At 56.5% G+C, this 20,044-nt stretch carries 17 protein-coding genes and 2 tRNA genes; 8 read left to right on the top strand and 11 right to left on the bottom strand.

Translation table 11 applies throughout. The features are described from left to right. Together GOV90_RS00260 and GOV90_RS00265 are read left to right on the top strand one after the other, a co-directional pair. Complete coding sequence (locus tag GOV90_RS00260; RefSeq protein WP_171089201.1) at nucleotides 1-693, top strand: hypothetical protein; 693 nt, start codon at nucleotides 1-3, stop codon at nucleotides 691-693. Beyond that, nucleotides 690-2,531: a V-type ATP synthase subunit A gene (locus tag GOV90_RS00265; protein ID WP_171089202.1), complete on the top strand. Its 1,842-nt coding sequence runs from the start codon at nucleotides 690-692 to the stop codon at nucleotides 2,529-2,531. The genes GOV90_RS00260 and GOV90_RS00265 overlap by 4 nt, the downstream gene beginning before the upstream one ends. A 9-nt stretch (nucleotides 2,532-2,540) precedes the next feature. On the opposite strand, the gene GOV90_RS00270 is transcribed toward GOV90_RS00265, so the two are convergent. The 6 genes from GOV90_RS00270 to GOV90_RS00295 all read right to left on the bottom strand — a co-directional run bounded on the left by GOV90_RS00270 (nucleotide 2,541) and on the right by GOV90_RS00295 (nucleotide 7,361). Then, a tRNA-Glu gene (locus GOV90_RS00270) sits at nucleotides 2,541-2,615 on the bottom strand. Nucleotides 2,616-2,639: 24 nt separating this feature from the next. Further along, nucleotides 2,640-2,714 (bottom strand) — tRNA-Glu (locus GOV90_RS00275). A 98-nt stretch (nucleotides 2,715-2,812) separates the two neighbouring features. Beyond that, nucleotides 2,813-4,555 carry a single-stranded-DNA-specific exonuclease RecJ gene (gene recJ / locus GOV90_RS00280; RefSeq protein WP_171089205.1) on the bottom strand — a complete coding sequence of 581 codons (1,743 nt, stop codon included), beginning with the start codon at nucleotides 4,553-4,555 and terminating at the stop codon, nucleotides 2,813-2,815. A 93-nt stretch (nucleotides 4,556-4,648) separates the two neighbouring features. After that, nucleotides 4,649-5,632, bottom strand: coding sequence for a class II fructose-bisphosphatase (glpX, locus tag GOV90_RS00285; RefSeq protein ID WP_171089207.1), 984 nt, complete (start codon nucleotides 5,630-5,632; stop codon nucleotides 4,649-4,651). Between the two features lie 69 nt (nucleotides 5,633-5,701). After that, nucleotides 5,702-6,988: a homoserine dehydrogenase gene (locus GOV90_RS00290; protein ID WP_171089209.1), complete on the bottom strand. Its 1,287-nt coding sequence runs from the start codon at nucleotides 6,986-6,988 to the stop codon at nucleotides 5,702-5,704. 124 nt (nucleotides 6,989-7,112) lie between these two features. Continuing rightward, nucleotides 7,113-7,361: a hypothetical protein gene (locus GOV90_RS00295; protein ID WP_171089210.1), complete on the bottom strand. Its 249-nt coding sequence runs from the start codon at nucleotides 7,359-7,361 to the stop codon at nucleotides 7,113-7,115. A 101-nt stretch (nucleotides 7,362-7,462) separates the two neighbouring features. Here GOV90_RS00295 and GOV90_RS00300 point away from each other — a divergent pair, with 101 nt between their 5' ends. Continuing rightward, entirely contained in the window at nucleotides 7,463-8,050 is a 588-nt protein-coding gene (locus GOV90_RS00300) for a TetR/AcrR family transcriptional regulator (RefSeq protein WP_171089212.1), read from the top strand. 21 nt (nucleotides 8,051-8,071) lie between these two features. Here the strand turns inward: GOV90_RS00300 and GOV90_RS00305 are convergent, their stop codons facing one another. After that, nucleotides 8,072-8,983: a pirin family protein gene (locus GOV90_RS00305; RefSeq protein ID WP_171089214.1), complete on the bottom strand. Its 912-nt coding sequence runs from the start codon at nucleotides 8,981-8,983 to the stop codon at nucleotides 8,072-8,074. 157 nt (nucleotides 8,984-9,140) lie between these two features. On the opposite strand from GOV90_RS00305, the gene GOV90_RS00310 reads away from it, so the two are divergent. Next, nucleotides 9,141-9,623 (top strand): hypothetical protein, encoded by a 483-nt coding sequence (locus GOV90_RS00310; protein ID WP_171091127.1) that lies wholly within the window; start codon nucleotides 9,141-9,143, stop codon nucleotides 9,621-9,623. Here the strand turns inward: GOV90_RS00310 and GOV90_RS00315 are convergent. Genes GOV90_RS00315 through GOV90_RS00325 form a run of 3 tightly spaced genes read right to left on the bottom strand, consistent with a single transcriptional unit; the run spans nucleotide 9,582 to nucleotide 12,395 of the window. Further along, nucleotides 9,582-10,181 carry a TadE/TadG family type IV pilus assembly protein gene (locus GOV90_RS00315; RefSeq protein WP_171089217.1) on the bottom strand — a complete coding sequence of 200 codons (600 nt, stop codon included), beginning with the start codon at nucleotides 10,179-10,181 and terminating at the stop codon, nucleotides 9,582-9,584. The genes GOV90_RS00310 and GOV90_RS00315 overlap by 42 nt on opposite strands. Nucleotides 10,182-10,185: 4 nt before the next feature. Beyond that, entirely contained in the window at nucleotides 10,186-10,716 is a 531-nt protein-coding gene (locus tag GOV90_RS00320; RefSeq protein WP_171089219.1) for a TadE/TadG family type IV pilus assembly protein, read from the bottom strand. Then, nucleotides 10,713-12,395 carry a Tad domain-containing protein gene (locus tag GOV90_RS00325; RefSeq protein ID WP_171089221.1) on the bottom strand — a complete coding sequence of 561 codons (1,683 nt, stop codon included), beginning with the start codon at nucleotides 12,393-12,395 and terminating at the stop codon, nucleotides 10,713-10,715. The genes GOV90_RS00320 and GOV90_RS00325 overlap by 4 nt, the downstream gene beginning before the upstream one ends. Nucleotides 12,396-12,726: 331 nt before the next feature. Between GOV90_RS00325 and GOV90_RS00330 the strand changes: the two genes are divergently transcribed. The 4 genes from GOV90_RS00330 to rpoD all read left to right on the top strand — a co-directional run bounded on the left by GOV90_RS00330 (nucleotide 12,727) and on the right by rpoD (nucleotide 18,719). Next, nucleotides 12,727-14,157, top strand: a complete 1,431-nt coding sequence (locus GOV90_RS00330) for a Glu/Leu/Phe/Val dehydrogenase (protein ID WP_171089223.1) — start codon at nucleotides 12,727-12,729, stop codon at nucleotides 14,155-14,157. A 135-nt stretch (nucleotides 14,158-14,292) separates the two neighbouring features. Further along, the gene (locus GOV90_RS00335) at nucleotides 14,293-14,589 is read left to right on the top strand and encodes a hypothetical protein (protein WP_171089225.1); all 297 of its coding nucleotides are present in this window, start codon (nucleotides 14,293-14,295) and stop codon (nucleotides 14,587-14,589) included. Between the two features lie 80 nt (nucleotides 14,590-14,669). Then, nucleotides 14,670-16,616: a DNA primase gene (gene dnaG / locus GOV90_RS00340; RefSeq protein ID WP_171089227.1), complete on the top strand. Its 1,947-nt coding sequence runs from the start codon at nucleotides 14,670-14,672 to the stop codon at nucleotides 16,614-16,616. Between the two features lie 114 nt (nucleotides 16,617-16,730). After that, a complete protein-coding gene (gene rpoD, locus GOV90_RS00345; RefSeq protein WP_171089229.1) occupies nucleotides 16,731-18,719 on the top strand; it encodes an RNA polymerase sigma factor RpoD in 1,989 nt (662 codons plus the stop codon). Between the two features lie 172 nt (nucleotides 18,720-18,891). On the opposite strand, the gene GOV90_RS00350 is transcribed toward rpoD, so the two are convergent. Continuing rightward, nucleotides 18,892-19,911: an AraC family transcriptional regulator gene (locus GOV90_RS00350; protein ID WP_171089231.1), complete on the bottom strand. Its 1,020-nt coding sequence runs from the start codon at nucleotides 19,909-19,911 to the stop codon at nucleotides 18,892-18,894. Nucleotides 19,912-20,044: the final 133 nt, after the last annotated feature.

Here is a 20,044-nt window from a genome sequence, read left to right on the forward strand (position 1 = left end):
ATGTCAAAACAGGACGCCTATATCGCGTTGATGTGCAGTCTTCCGGGGTCGGAGCGCTTGTTTGTTGCCAAACAGCCTCCGCTTTCGCGTATCAGGCTCGAGCGTCGGTTGACGGCTCTGACAGCGGATGATGCCAAGGTCCTGAATGTGCTGGAACACACACTAAGCTGGAGCGCGTATGACATGGATGTCACAGACGTTCAGGCGATCCAGCGCTGTAAACAGGCGTTGAAGGACATCCCACAGCCCACCTTGCGCAAACTCTTCATGGAACGCATGGAACTCCGCTCGGTTGTTGCAGCACTGCGCCTGAGAAAACGAGGAGAACCCGCGCCTACAGGTTCATTCGGTGTCGGGCGATGGAGCCGCCACATTCCAACCCATTGGACCGATCCTACATTTGGGCTGGATACGCCCATGCCGTGGCTGAAAGAAGCGCACCAATTGCTCGAAGACGAAGATCCGCTTGGACTGGAACGTCTGCTTTTGTCGATCAGCCAAAAGCAACTCAAGCGACGCGCAGCCCGCCACATGTTCGATTTTGAGGCGGTCGCAATCTACGTCCTAATCTGGAACATTTTTGACCGCTGGGCACAAAGCAGCGCCACGGAAGCGGCCAAGCGATTTGAGAAACTGGCGCAGCAGGCCATGGCCGATGTCGCCGATATTGATTTTGAGGGAGCAAGCGCATGACAGCCCCAACCTCAGCTAAGCAAACCTCGACCGCACGGGTCGTCTCGGTTCAGGAAGGGCTTGTGCAAATACAAGCCAACCCTGACGCGACCGGTCAGCCCGGCCAATTGGTCAAAAACGAAGTGGTGTTCATCCTGCCATCGCGCCCCGGTCCCGGTGGGCGTCAGGAACGCCTGAAAGCCGAGGTGTTGCGTGTACGAGGAGATACCGCAGACGTACAGGTCTATGAAAGTACCGACGGTGTGGCCGTTGGCGATCCGGTTGAGCAATCGGGACAGTTGCTGTCGGTTGAGCTGGGGCCGGGACTATTGGGACAGGTGTTTGACGGGTTGCAATCGCCTCTGCCCAAAGTGGCCGCCGAATTTGGCACCTTCCTGCCGCGCGGTGCAGATGTGGCGCCCTTGGATGAGCTGGCGAAATGGTCCTTCACGCCTTCGGTCAAGGTTGGCGACACAGTAACCGCCGGGGATAGTATCGGGACAGTGCCCGAAGGCCACTTCAGCCACAAGATCATGCTGCCGTTCAATTGGTCCGGCACATACAAGGTGGTCTGGGTACAAAAGGGCGCGGCCACGATCCATGACATTGTGGCCCGTCTGGAAGACGAGAACGGTGGTGAGCATACTCTGACCCTGTCGCAGAAATGGCCGGTTCGACGGCCATTGCCGGAAAACATCCTGAAACGCACTTTGTCCGAGCGCTTGTATCCGACCGAGCCTGTTCTGACTTCGCAACGTCTGATCGACACCTTCTTCCCGATTGCCCGCGGCGGAACCGCATGTATTCCCGGACCGTTCGGGGCAGGCAAGACCGTATTGCAGAACCTAATCGCGCGGAACGCAAAGGTCGATATCGTGATCGTTGTGGCCTGCGGTGAACGGGCAGGGGAGGTGGTGGAAACCATCGAAGAGTTCCCGAAGATGACCGATCCAACCACGGGCGGCAGCCTAATGGATCGGACAATAATCATCTGTAACACTTCATCCATGCCGGTTGCAGCGCGCGAGGCATCTATCTTCACTGGCATTACCTTGGGCGAATACTACCGCCAGATGGGCTATGACGTATTGCTGATCGCCGACAGTACCAGCCGCTGGGCGCAAGCCATGCGGGAAACATCAGGCAAGCTTGAGGAAATTCCCGGCGAGGAAGGGTTCCCCGCCTACCTGGAAAGCTCAATCAAAGGGTTGTACGAACGCGCAGGGGCCCTGAAAACCAATGACGGTGATTTGGGCAGCCTGACGCTGATCGGAACGGTTTCACCTGCGGGCGGTAATTTTGATGAGCCGGTGACCCAATCCACCCTGTCGACGGTCAAGTGCTTCCTCGGCCTGTCGTCCGAGCGTGCCTACAAACGCTTTTATCCGGCGGTTGATCCGATGCTCAGTTGGTCTCGATACACCGACCAGTTGTCGGATTGGTACGACAAGAACGCCGAACCGGGCTGGACGGATAAAGTGCGCGACCTGATCGCCCTGATCGAAAAGGGCGAACAGGTTGACCAGATGATGCAGGTCACGGGGGAAGAGGGTGTCACGATCGAAGACTTTGTCACCCAGCAAAAAGCGCTGTTTGTTGACATGGTCTATCTGCAGCAGGACGCCTTCGACAAGGTTGATGCGACCGTACCGCTGGAGCGGCAGAAAATGACGTTCAAGCTTGTCTATGATGTCACGCAATCCACGGCGGCCTTTTCGGACAAAGCCGAAGTACGGCAGGTGTTCACGCAGCTGACCGGGTTGATGAAGAACTTCCATTATGCAGCGGAAAACACACCGGAATACAAATCTATCTGGACTCAGATCGAAGACCTGTGTCGCGAAAAGTTCGGAAGTTAGCGAAGGAAATGGCAGCCCGTAGGGGAATCGAACCCCTCTTTCCAGGTTGAAAACCTGGCGTCCTAACCGATAGACGAACGGGCCATTTGGTAGTGGCACAAGCACAAGTGGCAGCCCGTAGGGGAATCGAACCCCTCTTTCCAGGTTGAAAACCTGGCGTCCTAACCGATAGACGAACGGGCCACGCTGGCTTGTGGAGGGCCTTTTACGGTTTCACCGTGACCCCCGCAAGCGGAAAAATGCAGGGATGTGAAAGTTTTTTGGGCCTCTGGCGCAGAGCATCAATTGGCCTCTGCCGCATCCTCCAGCCGAAGTTGAACGGATTGTCGTCCACCCCATGTGTTCACCTCAAGCCGACCCGCAAAATGAAAGCGTGCGCCGCCGTGATTTGACAATTTCTCGCCCATCGGGCTGTCAAACGCGCCAAAGGCAATTGCGTCCAGGCCACTACCCATTCCATCGGCCAGTGAAAGCTTCAGATGGGTTTCCCCCACTCGTTTGGCAAAACGCACCTGCAGATCCGGCAAAGCATAGCGTGGGGCAGGGGCGCTGGCCCCAAATGGCCCCGCCTGTTCAACCTGTTCTATCAGATCAACCGTTGCTGCACCGGGCATAAGCGTGCCGTCCAGCTTCAGATCGGCCGGGCCGCCCTGACCGGCACCCTGCTTGGCCAGCAACTCGCTCAAGCGCTCCATTGCGGGTTCAAGCTTGTCGCGCATCACGGTAAGACCCGCCGCCATCTTGTGACCGCCCCCTTTGACCAACAGCCCTTCGGCGGCAAGGCGCTGGATCGAGGCCCCCAGATCAACGCCCGAAACCGACCGGCCCGAGCCTTTGCCTTCATCCCCATCAAAGCCAATCACGATAGCAGGGCGGTTGGCGGTTTCCTTTAGACGAGAGGCTACGATCCCGACCACACCGGGGTGCCAGCCTTCGCCAGCCGCCCAAACCAATGGCGCGTCTAGGCCGCGGTGTTCGGCCTGTTCCACAGCAGCGGCGCGCACCGCGTTTTCAATGTCCTTACGTTCGGTATTCAAAGCGTCCAGACGTTCGGACAAAGCTTGTGCTTCGTGCAGGGACTCTGTGCTTAGCAACCGCGCGCCCAGATCGGCCTGACCGATCCGCCCGCCTGCGTTCACGCGAGGACCAAGCAAAAACCCAAGATGATAGCTGTTCGGCGCGGTGTCCATGCGCGAAACATCGGACAGGGCCACAAGGCCGGGGCGCTGTCGCTGCGCCATCACTTTCAACCCCTGCCGAACCAGAGCGCGATTGGCGTCGATCAAAGGCGCGACGTCAGCCACAGTGGCCAGCGCCACCAGATCCAGCATCGACATCAGATCCGGGCCTTTCGCGCCTGCTTGACGCAATTGGCGCCCGGCTTCGACCAGCATCAGAAACACAACGCCCGCAGCACACAGGTATCCCAGATCGCCGCTTTCGTCCTGACGGTTGGGGTTCACGACAGCGACGCAATCTGGCAGCGTCTCACCTCCAAGGTGATGATCCAGAACGATCACGTCTGCACCCTTGGCCGCTGCGATCGGATCATGGCTAAGCGTCCCGCAATCGACGCATATGATCAAGTCATGCGCCGCCGCCAGTTCCTGCATGGCGGGCACGTTGGGGCCGTATCCTTCATCGATCCGGTCGGGCACATATAGCGTCGCCTGCAATCCCATCTGGCGCAACCAGACCAGCAGCAACGCGGCGGAACTGCCGCCGTCGACATCATAATCTGCAAACACTGCGATCTTCTGGCGATGCCGAACGGCGTCCAGAAAGCGTGCCGCTGCAATCTCCATGTCTTTCATCGCGCGCGGGTCGGGCAACAATTCCATGAGCTTGGGATCCAGAAAGCCGCGTGCCTCCATCGCGGGCACGCCGCGTCTGGCCAGAACCTGGCACACCGCGCGTGGCAGATCGGTCTGTTGCGCCATCATCTCGGCAGCGCGCTCTACCTCGGCGCTGGGACCAACCCAACGCCGCCCTGTCAATGACTGCTCTACCCCAAGAAAACTCATCTCTCGCCTCTTATGCGCCAAGGCCGGACCCTTGCGGACCCGGCCTTTTCATCTTTTCAAAAATACTCTCGCCGAAGGCAACGGCGCAAGCCGTTACGCCTTGTCGTGCGGCCAGGTGGGCGTGCGGTAAGACATGCGGCGCACCGACCCGGTTTTCGACCGCATCAACAGCGTGGTGGTTTCAACCCAGCCCGGCTCTCGCTTGATGCGGGGCAGCAGCGAACCGCCTGTGACACCCGTCGCGGCGAAAATCACATCTGCGGTCACCATCTCATCGCGCGCATAAACACGATCCAGATCAGTGATACCAGCCTTGGCGGCGCGGCCACGCTCGTCGTCGTTGCGGAACAACAGGCGACCAAAGATCTGACCGCCCATACATTTCAGGGCCGCCGCGGCCAAAACGCCCTCAGGCGCACCACCTTGGCCCATATACATGTCAATGCCGGTCACTTCACTCTCAGCGCAGTGCATGACACCTGCCACGTCACCATCGGTGATTAGGCGGATCGAGGCACCGGTTTCGCGTACTTCGGCGATCATGGCTTCATGGCGCGGACGCTCCAGAATGCAGACGGTGATGTCGGCCGGTTTACAGTCCTTGGCCTTTGCCAAAGCTTCGACCCGTTCACGCGGGGACATGTCCAGATTAACCACGCCTTCAGGCAGGCCCGGACCAACGGCCAGCTTGTCCATGTACACATCCGGCGCGTGCAGCATAGACCCACGCGGCCCCATGGCGATCACGGTCAGCGCGTTGGGCATGTCCTTTGCCGTCAGCGTAGTGCCTTCCAGCGGGTCCAGCGCGATGTCCACACCGGGGCCGTTTCCGGTGCCGACTTCTTCACCGATATACAGCATCGGCGCTTCGTCGCGTTCGCCTTCACCGATCACCACGACACCGGCAATGTCCAACAGGTTCAACTGCTCGCGCATGGCGTTTACGGCTGCCTGATCGGCGGCTTTCTCATCGCCGCGCCCCACCAGCGAGGCCGAGGCCAGTGCAGCCTGCTCCGCCACCCTTGCAAGCCCCAGAGACAGCAGGCGGTCGTTGAAATCGGTTTTGGCAGCACTCATTGTTCAGTATCCCTTGGTCAGTTAAGCCGTTTCTTCCGGCATAACGTGCGTTTCATGCAGGCCGCAAGATCAAACCTCTTCAATCCGCAACGCAACAGGCTCACCGGCCACTACGTCCGTGTTGCGGAAACCATCCAGCGCGACGTCCAGAGCGGCGCGGGTGGTTTTGTGGGTGACGATCAGCACGGGTGCGGTGCTTTCGGCATGGGCATACTGGCGCATCCGATCGATCGAAACGCCAGCGTCGCCCAAAATGGCGGCCACCTTGGCCAGAGCACCCGGTTTGTCCATCAGGCCCAGCCGCAAATAATATGGCGCAGGCAGACCTGTCACCGCCGGTTTGGCGGCCTCAAGAGATGTGGCAGGGCGGCCAAAGGTCGAGATCTGAAGACCGCGTGCCAGATCGCACACATCCCCCATAACGGCACTGGCCGTCGGGCCTTCACCCGCTCCGGGACCGCGCAACACGACCTGTTCGACCGAGTCGCCTTCGATCACCACCATATTGGTGCCGCCCTCCAACTGACCCAGAGGCGAGTCGCTGGGTACGAGGCAAGGTTGCATACGTTGCTCAAGCCCACGGGCAGTGCGCTGTGCTACGCCCAACAGTTTGATGCGAAAGCCCATATCCTCGGCCTGATCGATATCGTCCAGGCTGATCTGCTGAATACCTTCAATCTCGATCCCGTCGAAATTCGGCTTGGTGCCAAAGGCGATCGAGGCCAGCAACGCCAGTTTATGCGCCGCGTCGATGCCCCCCACGTCCAGATTGGGGTCAGCCTCAAGATAGCCCAGTTCGGCGCACTCATCGAACAGGGCATTATACCCCTGACGCTGCGATTGCATCCGGGTCAGGATGTAGTTGCAGGTGCCGTTCATCACGCCCATCACACGCGTGATTTCGTTTCCTGCCAGACCCTCGGTGAGGGATTTGATCACCGGGATGCCGCCAGCAACTGCAGCCTCGAACCGGATGACACGACCTGTGGCTTCGGCCTGTTCCGCCAGTTCCTGACCGTGGATGGCCAGCAATGCTTTGTTGGCCGTGACAACATCCTTGCCTGATGCCAAAGCCGCTTCAACCGAAGCCTTTGCAGGGCCGTTTTCGCCACCCATCAACTCGACATAAACATCGATATCGTCGCGCTTAGCCAGCGCGACCGGATCGGTTTCCCAGGCGTAATCCGACAGGTTTACACCACGGTTTTTATTGGGATCTCGTGCGGATACGGCCACGATCTCAATCGAACGGCCTGTGCGGGCTTTCAGCAGGTCGGCATGGCGGCGCACAATCTTGACGACACCGACGCCGACTGTTCCCAAGCCCGCAATTCCCAGCCGCAGTGCCTGTGTCATGTCGTGTGTTCCTTTCCGCCGGAATCTAACTGAATTCGGATGCTTGTCCGATCAGCGCTGCCTTAGCGGGTTCGGGCCAAGGGTGCAATCCGTCACCGGGTGATTGTGGGGGGAATGCCGTGCTTTAGTTGGTTTGCGCGTTTTGCAGCGCTTCCGCCTTTTGTGCCAAAGCTTCGCTGCGTTGAGTCAGATCTTCTTCAACCGCCGCAGCTTCGCTTACTGGATCAATGGGGGCACCAAGTGTTTCCTGTAGTGGTACAAGCTGCGGGTAGGGGGCTTTTTTAACTGAAGCCGGTTCGCTTCCTTCCAACTCAGGAAAATCCGCGCACCCGGCACAAAGAAAAACAAGAGGAAGTAAAGGCAGCAGTTTCATAGGGCACGCTTTTGGTTTCTCGAGCCCTCTTGTGATGCACGTTTTGGAACCTTCGATCAAGCAGGGTTCTATCTGAACAATTGTTCAGATACTGTGAAGGCATGGCACGAACTCAAGGCTCTCATTCTGACATTACCGGCCCCCGCATTCGTAAGGCCGCGCTGCACCTGTTTGCACGCCACGGTTATGCTGCCGTTTCGATGCGGCAGATTGCGAAAGAAGTCGGTGTACAAGCGGGGGCCCTGTACAATTACACACCAGACAAGCAGAGCCTGCTGTACCGTTTGATGCGGGAGCACATGCAAGAGCTGCTGTCAGCGTTTCACGATTTGCAAGGTGGCGATGACGCAGAGGAAGCGCTGCGCCAGTTCGTCGGGTTTCACATCCGGTTCCATTTGCAACGCCCTGATGAGGTTTTCATTGCTTACATGGAGTTGCGAAACCTCTCGCCTGAGAACTTCGCAGAAATTGAGGACCTTCGCCGACAGTACGAAAACGCGTTGGAAAACATCCTTCACGCCGGACAGCAGGCGGGTCAGTTTGCTATACCAGACACCAAGATTGCGACGCTTGCCGTGATTGCCATGTTGAACGGTGTGATGACCTGGTATCGATCCGGTGGCCGATTGTCGCTGGATGAGGTCGAACAGACATATTGGAACATGGTGCACAAGGCTGTGACGGCCTGACAGGATCAGGCCGCCGATGTATCAGTGTGAGGGGCGAATGAATGTCCCGTTTCTGAGTTCCCGAAAGGCTTGTTCCAGCTCGGCGCGTGTGTTCATCACGATAGGACCGTGCCACGCGACCGGTTCATCAATCGGGGCACCAGAGATCAACAGGAACCGAACGCCTTCCTCGCCTGCCTGAACCGTGATTTCATCTCCGGTTCCAAAACGGACAAGAGTTCTGTCGCCTGACATGTCGCGGATGTTGACCTCTTGCCCTGCGACCTCTTTCTCCAACAGTACGCCTGTTGGCTGCGAGGCGTCGGCAAAGGCGGCTTGCCCCTGAAAAACATAAGCGAAGGCCCGGCGGTAGGTGTCGATCCGAAGTGTTTTTTTCACACCTGCGGGGATCGAGATGTCCAAATATTGCGGGTCTGCTGCGATACCATCCACCGGCCCGGTTTTACCCCAGAACTCTCCGACAATCACCCGAACAGTTGTGCCGTCGTCATCGGTGACTTCGGGAATGTCCTTGCTTTGAACATCCTGATAGCGCGGAGCGGTCATCTTCTGGTCCGAGGGCAGGTTGCCCCACAATTGGAATCCATGCATCTGGCCCGAGGTGTTTCCGTGCGGCATTTCCTGATGCAGGATACCTGAACCCGCAGTCATCCATTGCACATCGCCAGCACCCAGGGTGCCGGTGTTGCCCAGTGAATCGGAATGCTCGACCGATCCAGCCAGAACATAGGTTATTGTCTCGATCCCGCGATGGGGATGCCACGGAAACCCGGCTTGGTAGTCCTGCGGCCGTTCGTTTCGAAAATCGTCGAACAACAGGAAGGGGTCCAGCTCGGACGGGTCCTGAAACCCGAATGCACGATGCAGCTTCACGCCGGCCCCTTCCATTGTTGGAATGGCCCTGCGCGTTTCCAATGTAGGTCTGAGAGACATGGCAACCTCCGTTTTGTTTGAGCAGCATGTAAACTCTGCGCTTGCGCAGTCAATTCGCGCGGAAAAACCGAACCTGTGCGAAATTGCAGATCAACCAAACCCCTGTTGTTTCCTGCGCAAAGCGGCTAAATCCAGAGGATCGAAACAGGAGATTTCCATGCAGGAAGAAGTGCTGGCAACGATTGAGGCATCTTCGCCCAGACGCTGGGCCGGGGTAGGGATGCTGACGACGGTTGGGGCACTGGTAACGTATGTCGCTCTGGCGTCCCCGCCCGAGCCGATGTGGCAAGCGTTCCTGTTCGCCGTGGGTGGGGCTTCGCTGTGGCTGGCATATCGAGTCTGGCACGCGACACAGGACCGTATCGAATTAACCCGTTCAGAACTGCGCACGGGGTCAGGTCAGATCATTGCGAAAGTCGAAGACATCGAAACTGTTGATCGCGGCGTGTTCGCGTTCAAACCGTCAAACGGTTTTCTTGTTCGGATGCGTCACAAGTCGTCAAACAGATGGGCGCCGGGTCTGTGGTGGCGACTGGGGCGCAGGGTGGGCGTGGGCGGCATGACAGCTGCCGCCGAAGCCAAGTTCATGTCAGAGGCCTTAAGTCTGATTATCCACGCAAACGGACGGGGTTCGAACTAGGTCGCAGGCAACTTTAGTGCCAAACCGGGGACGCGTGAAAACGAAGTTGGTAAAAGTGATACCCGTGGCAAAATCCCAACCGGGTTTGAACGCGGGAATATACTCATTGGAAGATTCAACCAGGATAAGTGTGTCCTGGTCTGGCATCGGGGGGAGGCGGTCTTCGATTTCGTGAATGTTGTCATCGTTCCATTCCGCTTCATACCCACGCACAGTCGACCAATCCACGTAGTGACGATCGTCCGTTTCGTCGAAACGGATAAGTGAGATGCGAACAAAAACATCCGATCGGTTGTTGATCATCTCGCCCATCAGCTCATGAAGGGAATCGATATAAACATCCGTTACGGCAGTCGACTCTCGCGAAATGAGATCACTGACCGTGTAGGCCGCCTTAAGGTTGGACGCGCTCTGGCGAAACCCTTCAAAAGCGGTAAAAGTAAAAGTGATCGTCCACAGCAACAGCGGGAAGATCATCAAAGCTTCAACGGTCAGAATACCATCTTCATCCTGCTTGAATGCACTAATCCGGTTTTTCAATTTTTTGAGTACAGTCATTGTTTTACTGTGGCTCCTGAACGAACGCCGTTGTAGCAGTCACAGCATAGTGGCCGGTCTCATCGACGACGGTTTTTGCAATGATTGTACTTTCCAGTACCGGGTCAACACGCAAGCAGGCGCGCAAGATCATGAGCTCATTTGATGCGCCGCTTTTGAAGTCCAGAACCGGTTTGGGGTCTTCTGAACTGTCGGTGCAGGGGATGTCATCCGAAAGTACGATGCCATTGAAGGCATTCTGGCGGATCATTTGAAGCCGCAGGTTGGACTCGCAGTCCTTAATGCCGGAAACATCACAAATCCGGTCTTTGATGGTATCATGGCTCCAGGTTGTTCCCGTACCTAGGCGAATGTCTCGTACAACCAGATCAACACCACGTTCCAGCGCTGCATGTCTCATGGTAAGCATGGACATTTCTCCGCCAATTCCCAGAAACGCCAGGAAGAACGGGACGATCATAACAAATTCAATTGTAGCGTTGCCGGTTTCAGATCGCTTGAACCCGCGGAGGTTTGACAAAGTTTTGCGGATCATTGGGTCAGCCTCAGTTTACGGATGGATGCCGCAATCGACTTAAACGCCTCATCCAGGTCCAATCCGTCTACGTTGTAGACATGGCTGTCCGAGCTTGCGCAGGATTTGATGGTGTTCAAGCCACTCGTCGGTGCTTCGAATGCGATGCCATAGATAATGACACCTTTGTCTCTGGCTGCACCACAGATGTTGGCCGTACGTGTGTTCTTTGTCGTCGAACCCACTGATCGTCTGAGGTTGTAGTACCAGTTGTTTTCGTGGTTGCTCTGCCAATAGAAGTTATTCTCGGAGTTCCACCACAGCGACGCTCGATTGAACAACGCCGGATATGACAGTCGGGTCGCAGTTCCAATTTCCTCATTCGTCGGGTTCTCATTCGGGGGGTTCCCAAATGGATGTTCTGAGGTCACGTAGTTACCGGCTTCCTCGGTATGCTGCATCCAAACCCAACGGTCCGGGTTGCGCGTATAACGAACGCTATATTCACCTTTCGATCCGTCCGCGCGCACATATTCAGGGTTGAACCAAACTTCAGTTTGCCCGCTGCGCACTGACGAATCCAACATGTACTGCGTGGTGTTCTGACCGTCGGTCATCACGATCACGACTTTCAGGGTATCTGAATCATAGGATGCAGGTCGATTAGCGAATTTTGCGGGTACCTTACCTTCATTCGACAATCTGCTGACAACAGGCTGGAATGTCGGGTCCAACATGCCGGCGCCCCATTTCACGCCCAAGTCAATGGAAGTGTTGCCGCTGGCAGTCAGGGCGTCGATGCGATCATGCAGATACTGAACATTGTCTGAGACAGCTGTAATCTCACTGCCCGCGCGCACCGGGCAAACCAGATAGGCAGGTGGTTCACCATCTGTCGTTCGCCCATTCACAGTTGCGCGTGTATAACGCCATGGGTCAAAATGGCCAGTGCGTTGGTAAAATGCATCTGGGTCCAGCGTGGCTGAATTAAACTGACCTGACGTGAAGTTTACGCAGTGAGAGTAGTCATGCTCTGACGTCACGTTGCTGAATTTGTCCAGGATGTCCCCACCCGCATTTACTTGGGTTGCATAGGGTACAATGGACATCGAAATCTTCGTTTCGCCCGATTCCTCGAGCATTTTTGTGACGAACCCCTTGGCAGCGGTTCTCAGAACGTCGATTTTCGACTCGCCGGGGCTGGCAGAAGACCGCGTCATGGAACCGGACATATCCAGAACCAGCGAAATTTCAACCGAACCGATCGACTCGATGGCTGTACTTGCCGCATTCATGTTCAGTTCGGTCACTTGGCCGAATCTCAAGTAACGAGTGGGCATCACAGCCTTTGCCGTCGCGGCGACTTTTCTTGATCCGAACCCTTCAGTGACGGTCACGGTCTTTTCCAAATGGCCCAGCCCAGCCTTGTCCATGTAAGCGTCGACCACATCCTTGGGTGGGAGCTTTTGGTCAAGGTCCGCTGCCGCCAGCACCGCGCGGTCCAGAGTGGACTGCAAACTGGCCCGATCGCGTTCATAGGCCATGAAATCCATTGCCATTCCGGTGATAGCCAGCATCAGGATCAAAATGAGCAGCGTGAAGATCGTAAAAGTGCCGTCTTCCTTTTCAGCGAACGCGCGCAATTGGGAAGCCTTGCGTTTCGGCATCGAGCCGTCGTTCTTAAGCGAGTGTTTAATCATTTGATGACTCCGCACCGCACATAGAATCCGTGCGACAAAAAAAGAGATTTGGTATAAATTTAGTTTTCAAACATGGCGTGAATTGGGCGAAAAAGGCTTGGTTTTGGCCTTTTTACGCGCAAATCGGCTATAAAACCTGTCGTTCAGACCGATCTGTCAATGAAATGAAAACAATCCGTTAAGCATTTAGCCTGTAGGCCGACTCATCCGCAGGCGGTGACGTATTTGTTAATGAAATGATGAAAAAAAGTGCAATGTTTGATTGCAGCCTGACGCAACTGGTGCGACAAAAAGTCATGACGTTGCGTCTGGTATCGATACGGAGGATTGTATGACCGGCATCAAAGAACCCAGCTTTCGTGAGAGTGTTGACTTGATGTTCAATAGGGCGGCGTCCCTGATGGACCTGCCACCGGGGCTGGAGCAAAAGATCCGGGTTTGCAACGCGACCTACACCGTACGATTTGGTGTGCGGCTCAGGGGGGAAATCCATACCTTCACCGGATACCGTTCTGTGCATTCCGAACATATGGAGCCTGTCAAAGGCGGTATCCGCTATGCTTTGGCCGTGAACCAGGACGAAGTTGAAGCGCTGGCTGCATTGATGACCTATAAATGCGCGCTGGTTGAAACGCCGTTTGGCGGATCCAAAGGCGGTTTGTGCATTGATCCCAGAAAGTACGAAGAACATGAGATGGAGCAGATCACCCGACGCTTTGCCTATGAACTGGCCAAGCGTGACCTGATCAACCCGTCTCAGAACGTACCAGCCCCCGATATGGGAACGGGTGAGCGAGAAATGGCATGGATGGCCGACCAATACGCGCGGATGAACACCACAGACATCAACGCGCGCGCTTGTGTGACGGGTAAGCCTCTGAACGCGGGTGGCATTGCCGGACGGGTTGAGGCAACGGGACGCGGCATCCAATACGCGCTGCGCGAGTTCTTCCGTCATCCGGAAGACGTGCAGAAAGCTGGCCTGTCCGGCAAGCTGGACGGTAAGCGCGTAGTGGTGCAGGGATTGGGTAATGTGGGGTACCACGCGGCCAAGTTCCTCAGCGAACAGGACGGCTCAATCATCGTTGGCATCATCGAATGGGACGGTGCGCTGTACAATCCTGACGGCATCGACGTTGAAGCGGTCCGCCAGTGGATCGTCAAACATGGCGGGGTCAAGGATTACCCCGATGCGACCCACTCGGCCGAAGGTGGAAGCGTGCTGGAAGCGGAATGTGACATCCTGATTCCGGCTGCACTGGAAGGTGTCATCAATCTGTCCAACGCCGAGCGGATCAAAGCGCCTTTGATCATCGAAGCCGCAAACGGGCCGGTGACGGCAGGTGCGGATGAAATCCTGCGCAAGAAGGGCACAGTGATCATCCCGGATATGTATGCCAACGCTGGTGGTGTGACCGTTTCTTACTTCGAATGGGTCAAAAACCTCAGCCATATCCGCTTTGGCCGGATGCAGCGGCGACAGGAAGAAGCGCGGCATGAGTTGATCGTGAGCGAATTGGAAAGGCTGGACCGCTATCTTGGCGATGCCTGGACGATGTCGCCTGACTTTAAGACGCAGTATCTGAAAGGGGCTGACGAGTTGGAACTGGTGCGATCCGGTCTGGATGACACCATGCGCATTGCTTACCAGTCGATGCGCGAGGTCTGGCACAGCCGAGACGATGTAGAGGACCTGCGTACAGCGGCCTATATCGTGGCCATTGACCGCGTGGCGAAAAGCTACCGCGCCAAAGGGCTCTGACGTCAAAACAGGTGGGGCAGGCTAGCTGCCCCACTCTCAAGCTGTTCAGCGTTGCCAGGTGGCAAAAAAGGATTATGGCAGCCCGAGACCCAGACAGGTAAGCTGCGCCGAAAGAAACGAATCCGGGAGAACCCCATGTTGCGTATCGCCATCGTCGCGGCCTTGCTTGCCACCCCTTCACTGGCTCAGGACAGCGCCGAGCAAAGCTGTAAATATCAGGCCGATGTGGTGGCCGCGATCCAGAAGGCACGGTTGGACAGGGTAAAAGAGCGCGACGTCGCACAGGCGATTGCGGACAGTTCACCGACCTGGCCCGAGAACTATAATGCCGCGATTCCGCTGATTACCCCGTGGGTTTATGAGCAAAAGATGCGCGATGTGCGCAAGAAGGATCTGGGTGCCGCGTGGTTGGAGCTGTGTCTGCAGCAATAATCCACAGTTATGCGAATTCCTTGTGGATAAGCCCGCGCCGTCCCCTTGGCGCGGGTTTTCATTTCTGGCAGGTTTGACCCATGTCTTTGCCCCCCGGATTTCTGGATGAGTTGCGTACCCGGCTAAGCCTGTCTCAGGTCGTCGGGCGCAAAGTCATGTGGGATCAGCGCAAGTCCAACCAAGGCAAGGGGGATATGTGGGCCCCATGCCCGTTTCACCATGAAAAGACGGCCTCGTTCCACGTCGATGACCAGAAGGGGTTTTATTACTGCTTTGGCTGTCACGCCAAAGGCGATGCGATCAGTTTTGTGAAGGAGACCGAGAATGTCTCATTCATCGAAGCGGTTGAGATTTTGGCGCGTGAGGCTGGGATTCCCATGCCCGCCCGTGATCCCAAAGCGCAAGAAAAACAGGACCGCCGGTCGCAATTGGCTGATGTGATGGAGCAGGCAGTTCAGTTCTTCCGACTGCAACTCAAAACAGGGGCGGGTGCGCCTGCACGCGATTACTTGACGGGTCGAGGGTTGGACGCGCAAGCGCTGGATCGGTGGGAGATCGGATTTGCCCCGGACGGCTGGCAGGCGCTGTGGGATCATCTGCGCGGCAAGAATGTGGCTGAGGATCTGATCCTTGGGGCAGGGCTGGCCAAGCCCTCGAACAAAGGGAAGAAGCCCTATGACACGTTCCGCAACCGGATCATGTTCCCTATCCGCGATCCGCGTGGACGATGTATCGCGTTTGGTGGGCGGGCGATGGACCCTAACGATAACGCCAAGTACCTGAACTCGCCCGAGACAGAGCTGTTCGATAAGGGGCGCAGCCTGTACAACCATGGCCCTGCGCGACAGGCGGCGGGGAAAGGGCAGCCGTTGATCGTGGCCGAAGGGTATATGGACGTGATCGCGCTGGCCGAGGCGGGCTTTGGAGCGTCGGTCGCCCCTTTGGGCACGGCAATCACCGAGCATCAGTTGCAATTGCTCTGGCGCGTTTCCAACGAACCGATCATTGCGCTGGATGGCGACACAGCGGGACTGCGTGCTGCAATGCGAGCGGTCGATCTGGCTTTGCCGTTGCTCGAAGCGGGTAAATCACTGCGCTTTGCGCTGATGCCCGAAGGCAAGGATCCCGACGATTTGTTGCGGGCAGAAGGGTCAGGGGCTGTGCAATCGGTGCTGGAAAGCGCCATTCCGATGGTCAAACTGCTGTGGCAGCGTGAGACCGAAGGGAAAGTCTTTGACAGCCCCGAGCGCAAGGCGGCACTGGACAAATCGTTGCGCGACAAGATCAAACTGATCCGCGACCCCTCGATCCGCTCGCATTATGGGCAAGAGATCAAGGACTTGCGCTGGCAGCTTTTCCGTCCCCAGCGACAACCACAGAACCGACAGTGGCAGCCGCGTGGCAAGTGGCAGCCTCCGCAGAGCGCCTCGCCGGGTGCGCGGGCGTCTTTCCTGGCGTCGTCCGAGACCGCTGATATCCAACTGCGCGAGGCGGCCATTCTCGCCATCGCCATCCTAAACCCACAGGTCGTTGTCCAGTTCGAGCACCAGCTTGAAGACATGGAATGCCTCAACCCCGAATACGCTGCCCTGCGAGACGCCATTCTGCGCCACGCGATTGATGATCCGGATCATCTGAAAGACCACATTGTCGATTCTTTGGGCCCCCAGCCCCTTGAAAACCTGCTGGCCCTTCGCCATGTCGCAGTGATCCCCTGTGTGTATAAACCAGGCGACGTTGAAAAGGCCGAGATGACGCTGGCCGAGGAACTCGCAAAGATCAAAGCGCTCCGGGGGTTGGATGCTGAGATAGCCGAAGCGGCGGAGGAATTGTCTGATCTGGCCGATGAGGCGCTGACATATCGGCTGGCGCAAGCCGCCGAAGAGCGCAACCGTACAAGCCGCAGCCAGAACGAAGACAGGGCCGTATTCGACATTGCCGACAACGGTGCGCGAATCAACCGCGACGAGAAAGACGCGTTTAAGGCAATCATGTCCGGCATCAATTTCGAGCGGAAACGCCGGTAAAGTGGTGTTTTCATAAGGCACTGGAAAAGAAAAACGGGTAAACGGGTGGCCGAATCACTTCTACGCGCTAATGATTCGGTTCAAACGAATCACCCATCCCTGCAGGAGCATTGAATGGCCGCCAAAGACACGACCGAAGATCGCAAATCCGAAGAGCAGGAACAGGAAATCTCGCTGGACATGAGCCAGGCCCAGGTCAAGAAGATGATCGCCGAGGCCCGCGAGAAAGGTTACATCACCTACGACCAGCTCAATCAGGTTCTGCCGCCAGATCAGGTCAGCTCGGAGCAAATCGAAGACGTTATGTCGATGCTGTCCGAGATGGGCATCAACATCATCGAAGATGAAGAGGCAGAAGAGGAAGAGAACAAAGGCTCGACCGAACTGACCACCACCGATAGCAACCGTGAAGTTGCATTGGCTGGGGCCGCCACAGAAAAACTGGACCGCACAGACGACCCTGTCCGCATGTATCTGCGCGAGATGGGTTCGGTTGAACTGCTGAGCCGCGAGGGCGAAATTGCCATCGCCAAGCGGATTGAAGCGGGTCGGAACACCATGATCCAGGGGCTGTGCGAAAGCCCGCTGACCTTCCAGGCGATTACCATCTGGCATGACGAATTGTTGTCCGAAGACATTCTTCTGCGCGACGTCATCGATCTGGAGGCCACATTTGGCAATCAGATGGACGAAGACGGTGATGTGGAAGAGCCTGTGGTCGACACATCCACAGTGCAGGCAGCGAAGCCCGCAAAGGACACCGGCCCCGAGCTGGATGCTGACGGCAACCCGCTGAACAATGACGATGACGACGATGATGACGATCAGGCCAACATGTCGCTGGCCGCGATGGAAGCGGCGCTGAAGGATCAGGTCCTGACCACGCTTGAACGCATCTCGACCGATTTTTCGATGTTGTCGGAAATGCAGGATAGCCGGATCTCGGCCACTCTGAATGAAGATGGCTCGTTCAGTGAAAAAGACGAAGAAACCTATCAGAAGCTACGCGCCGAAATCGTTGAGCTGGTGAACGGTCTTCATCTGCACAACAACCGGATCGAAGCGCTGATCGACCAGCTTTATGGTATCAACCGCCGTGTCATGTCTCTGGACAGCGCGATGGTGAAGCTTGCCGATCAGGCCCGTATCAACCGTCGTGAGTTCATCGAAGCCTACCGGGGTCGCGAACTGGATCCGAACTGGTTGTCCGAGATGGCAGAAAAGCCGGGCCGCGGGTGGCAGATGTTCATCGAACGCTCGACGGCTAAGGTCGAAGAACTGCGCAACGATATGGCTCAGGTCGGTCAGTATGTCGGTCTGGATATTTCTGAATTCCGCCGCATCGTGCAACAGGTTCAGAAGGGCGAGAAAGAGGCGCGTCAGGCCAAGAAGGAAATGGTCGAGGCCAACCTACGTCTGGTGATCTCGATTGCCAAAAAATACACGAACCGTGGCCTGCAATTCCTTGATCTTATTCAGGAAGGTAACATTGGACTGATGAAGGCGGTGGACAAGTTCGAATACCGCCGCGGCTATAAGTTCTCGACCTATGCGACGTGGTGGATTCGTCAGGCGATCACGCGCTCGATTGCCGATCAGGCGCGGACCATCCGTATTCCAGTTCACATGATCGAAACGATCAACAAGCTGGTTCGGACCGGTCGCCAGATGCTGCATGAGATCGGACGCGAACCGACGCCGGAAGAATTGGCTGAAAAGCTGCAAATGCCGCTTGAGAAGGTTCGCAAGGTGATGAAAATCGCCAAAGAACCAATCTCGCTGGAAACACCAATCGGTGACGAAGAAGACAGCCAGCTGGGCGATTTCATCGAGGACAAGAATGCCGTGCTGCCTCTGGACAGCGCCATTCAAGAGAACCTCAAGGAAACGACCACTCGGGTTCTGGCCTCGCTCACCCCGCGTGAGGAACGGGTTCTGCGGATGCGTTTTGGCATCGGTATGAACACTGACCACACGCTAGAAGAGGTTGGCCAGCAGTTCAGCGTGACCCGCGAGCGCATCCGCCAGATCGAAGCGAAGGCGTTGCGCAAGTTGAAGCACCCCAGCCGATCTCGAAAGCTACGGTCTTTCCTGGATCAGTAAATTCAAAGGCGCTTCACACGAGGCGCCTTTTTCGTTTGGCCATCACATTGGCCTGTTCTCTCATCACATTGGCGAGAATTCACACGGCACGGGCGCTGTCGATTTCTATATCGGTCTTGTCCACTCACGGGACAGGGCCGGGGCGAGGCTTTAGGGCCGATGACCCCCGGTCTTACGTTTGAATGGGATGTTCTACACGGGTCTTGAAGGCGCTTGGCGGCTGCCCGGTCCAGCGTTTGAAGGCGGTCGAGAAGGCGGCCTGATCCGCATACCCCAGCGAAAACGAAATCTCTGACAAGGACATCCGGTTGTTCAGAAAGGTCTGTGCCAAATCACACCTTAGGTCGTCCACGATGTCGCGATAGCTTGTACCTTCTTCCTTCAGGCGGCGGCCAAAGGTTCGCAAGCTCATCCCAAGCTCAGACGCAATGGCCTCGGCCTGCGGAATCGTGCCGGGCAGGGACTTAGTGATCATGCCTTCGGTCCGCGCGCGGATCGAGCGGTTTGGTTTTTCACATTCGGCCAGCAGGCGTTCACCATATTCCAGAAGATGTTCACGTAGTTTGGGATCATATGTGGGAACTGGTAGCTCCAGCGCTGAAAGTGGCAGCACGATCTCCATTTTCTCCGAGCCAAAGATCACCGGAAAACCAGCAATCTTTTCAAAGCTTTTGGCTTGATCCCCAACCTTGTGTTGAAACCGAATTTCAATCGGTTGCAGGTTGATCCGGGTCAGATTGCGCATTCTTGCCAGTGCGGCGAAGATCAGAAATTCGGTGCGTCGATGGTAGCGTGCAAATCCAGCATCTTTCCAATCCGCTTCCAAAGCTGCAAAATTGCCTGCGACGCGCAAACTGAGCGCGATAGCCGGGTCAATAATCCCGTGAAACCGTGAAAGGTTCTCCATCACCTGTTTCAGGTCTCTGGAATACTTACTGATATATGCCGTCACGGTTGAGGCCGAGGTGACCTCAAGCCCTGTGCGGGCCGCAAAAGTTATGTCTTTGGTGGCGTCACAGGCATACCGGATGAAGAGGGCTTCTTTCTGAATGCTGCACGTTTCAACCGGAGGGGCGATATCTTGCGGTTTCAGCCCGGTTTGGCCCAGAACAGCCCGAGACATATTTTCATTGCCGCTGTAGCGATCCAACGCCTGAACAAAGAAATGAAGACGGCCAACATCCACGTCCATCGCAATAACAATACCTTACGATTACAAAACCATAGGCAGCATATCATAGAATTCCGTAAGGCGATTGTGATTTTCGCAGACCCGCAATCGTCGATGGCAGAATCCCGCAAGGAATTGACCGGGCCTCACATGA

Source organism: Ruegeria sp. HKCCA5929, assembly GCF_013034525.1.
Lineage (GTDB): Bacteria > Pseudomonadota > Alphaproteobacteria > Rhodobacterales > Rhodobacteraceae > Ruegeria.

Coding starts and splice junctions, on each gene's coding strand:
- GOV90_RS00310 (WP_171091127.1), top strand. CDS start 9,141: ATGCAGGAAGAAGTGCTGGCAACGATTGAGGCATCTTCGCCCAGACGC.
- GOV90_RS00305 (WP_171089214.1), bottom strand. CDS start 8,983: ATGTCTCTCAGACCTACATTGGAAACGCGCAGGGCCATTCCAACAATG.
- GOV90_RS00300 (WP_171089212.1), top strand. CDS start 7,463: ATGGCACGAACTCAAGGCTCTCATTCTGACATTACCGGCCCCCGCATT.
- GOV90_RS00260 (WP_171089201.1), top strand. CDS start 1: ATGTCAAAACAGGACGCCTATATCGCGTTGATGTGCAGTCTTCCGGGG.
- GOV90_RS00325 (WP_171089221.1), bottom strand. CDS start 12,395: ATGATTAAACACTCGCTTAAGAACGACGGCTCGATGCCGAAACGCAAG.
- GOV90_RS00335 (WP_171089225.1), top strand. CDS start 14,293: ATGTTGCGTATCGCCATCGTCGCGGCCTTGCTTGCCACCCCTTCACTG.
- GOV90_RS00265 (WP_171089202.1), top strand. CDS start 690: ATGACAGCCCCAACCTCAGCTAAGCAAACCTCGACCGCACGGGTCGTC.
- GOV90_RS00295 (WP_171089210.1), bottom strand. CDS start 7,361: ATGAAACTGCTGCCTTTACTTCCTCTTGTTTTTCTTTGTGCCGGGTGC.
- dnaG (WP_171089227.1), top strand. CDS start 14,670: ATGTCTTTGCCCCCCGGATTTCTGGATGAGTTGCGTACCCGGCTAAGC.
- recJ (WP_171089205.1), bottom strand. CDS start 4,555: ATGAGTTTTCTTGGGGTAGAGCAGTCATTGACAGGGCGGCGTTGGGTT.
- glpX (WP_171089207.1), bottom strand. CDS start 5,632: ATGAGTGCTGCCAAAACCGATTTCAACGACCGCCTGCTGTCTCTGGGG.
- GOV90_RS00290 (WP_171089209.1), bottom strand. CDS start 6,988: ATGACACAGGCACTGCGGCTGGGAATTGCGGGCTTGGGAACAGTCGGC.
- GOV90_RS00315 (WP_171089217.1), bottom strand. CDS start 10,181: ATGACTGTACTCAAAAAATTGAAAAACCGGATTAGTGCATTCAAGCAG.
- GOV90_RS00320 (WP_171089219.1), bottom strand. CDS start 10,716: ATGATCCGCAAAACTTTGTCAAACCTCCGCGGGTTCAAGCGATCTGAA.
- GOV90_RS00350 (WP_171089231.1), bottom strand. CDS start 19,911: ATGGACGTGGATGTTGGCCGTCTTCATTTCTTTGTTCAGGCGTTGGAT.
- rpoD (WP_171089229.1), top strand. CDS start 16,731: ATGGCCGCCAAAGACACGACCGAAGATCGCAAATCCGAAGAGCAGGAA.
- GOV90_RS00330 (WP_171089223.1), top strand. CDS start 12,727: ATGACCGGCATCAAAGAACCCAGCTTTCGTGAGAGTGTTGACTTGATG.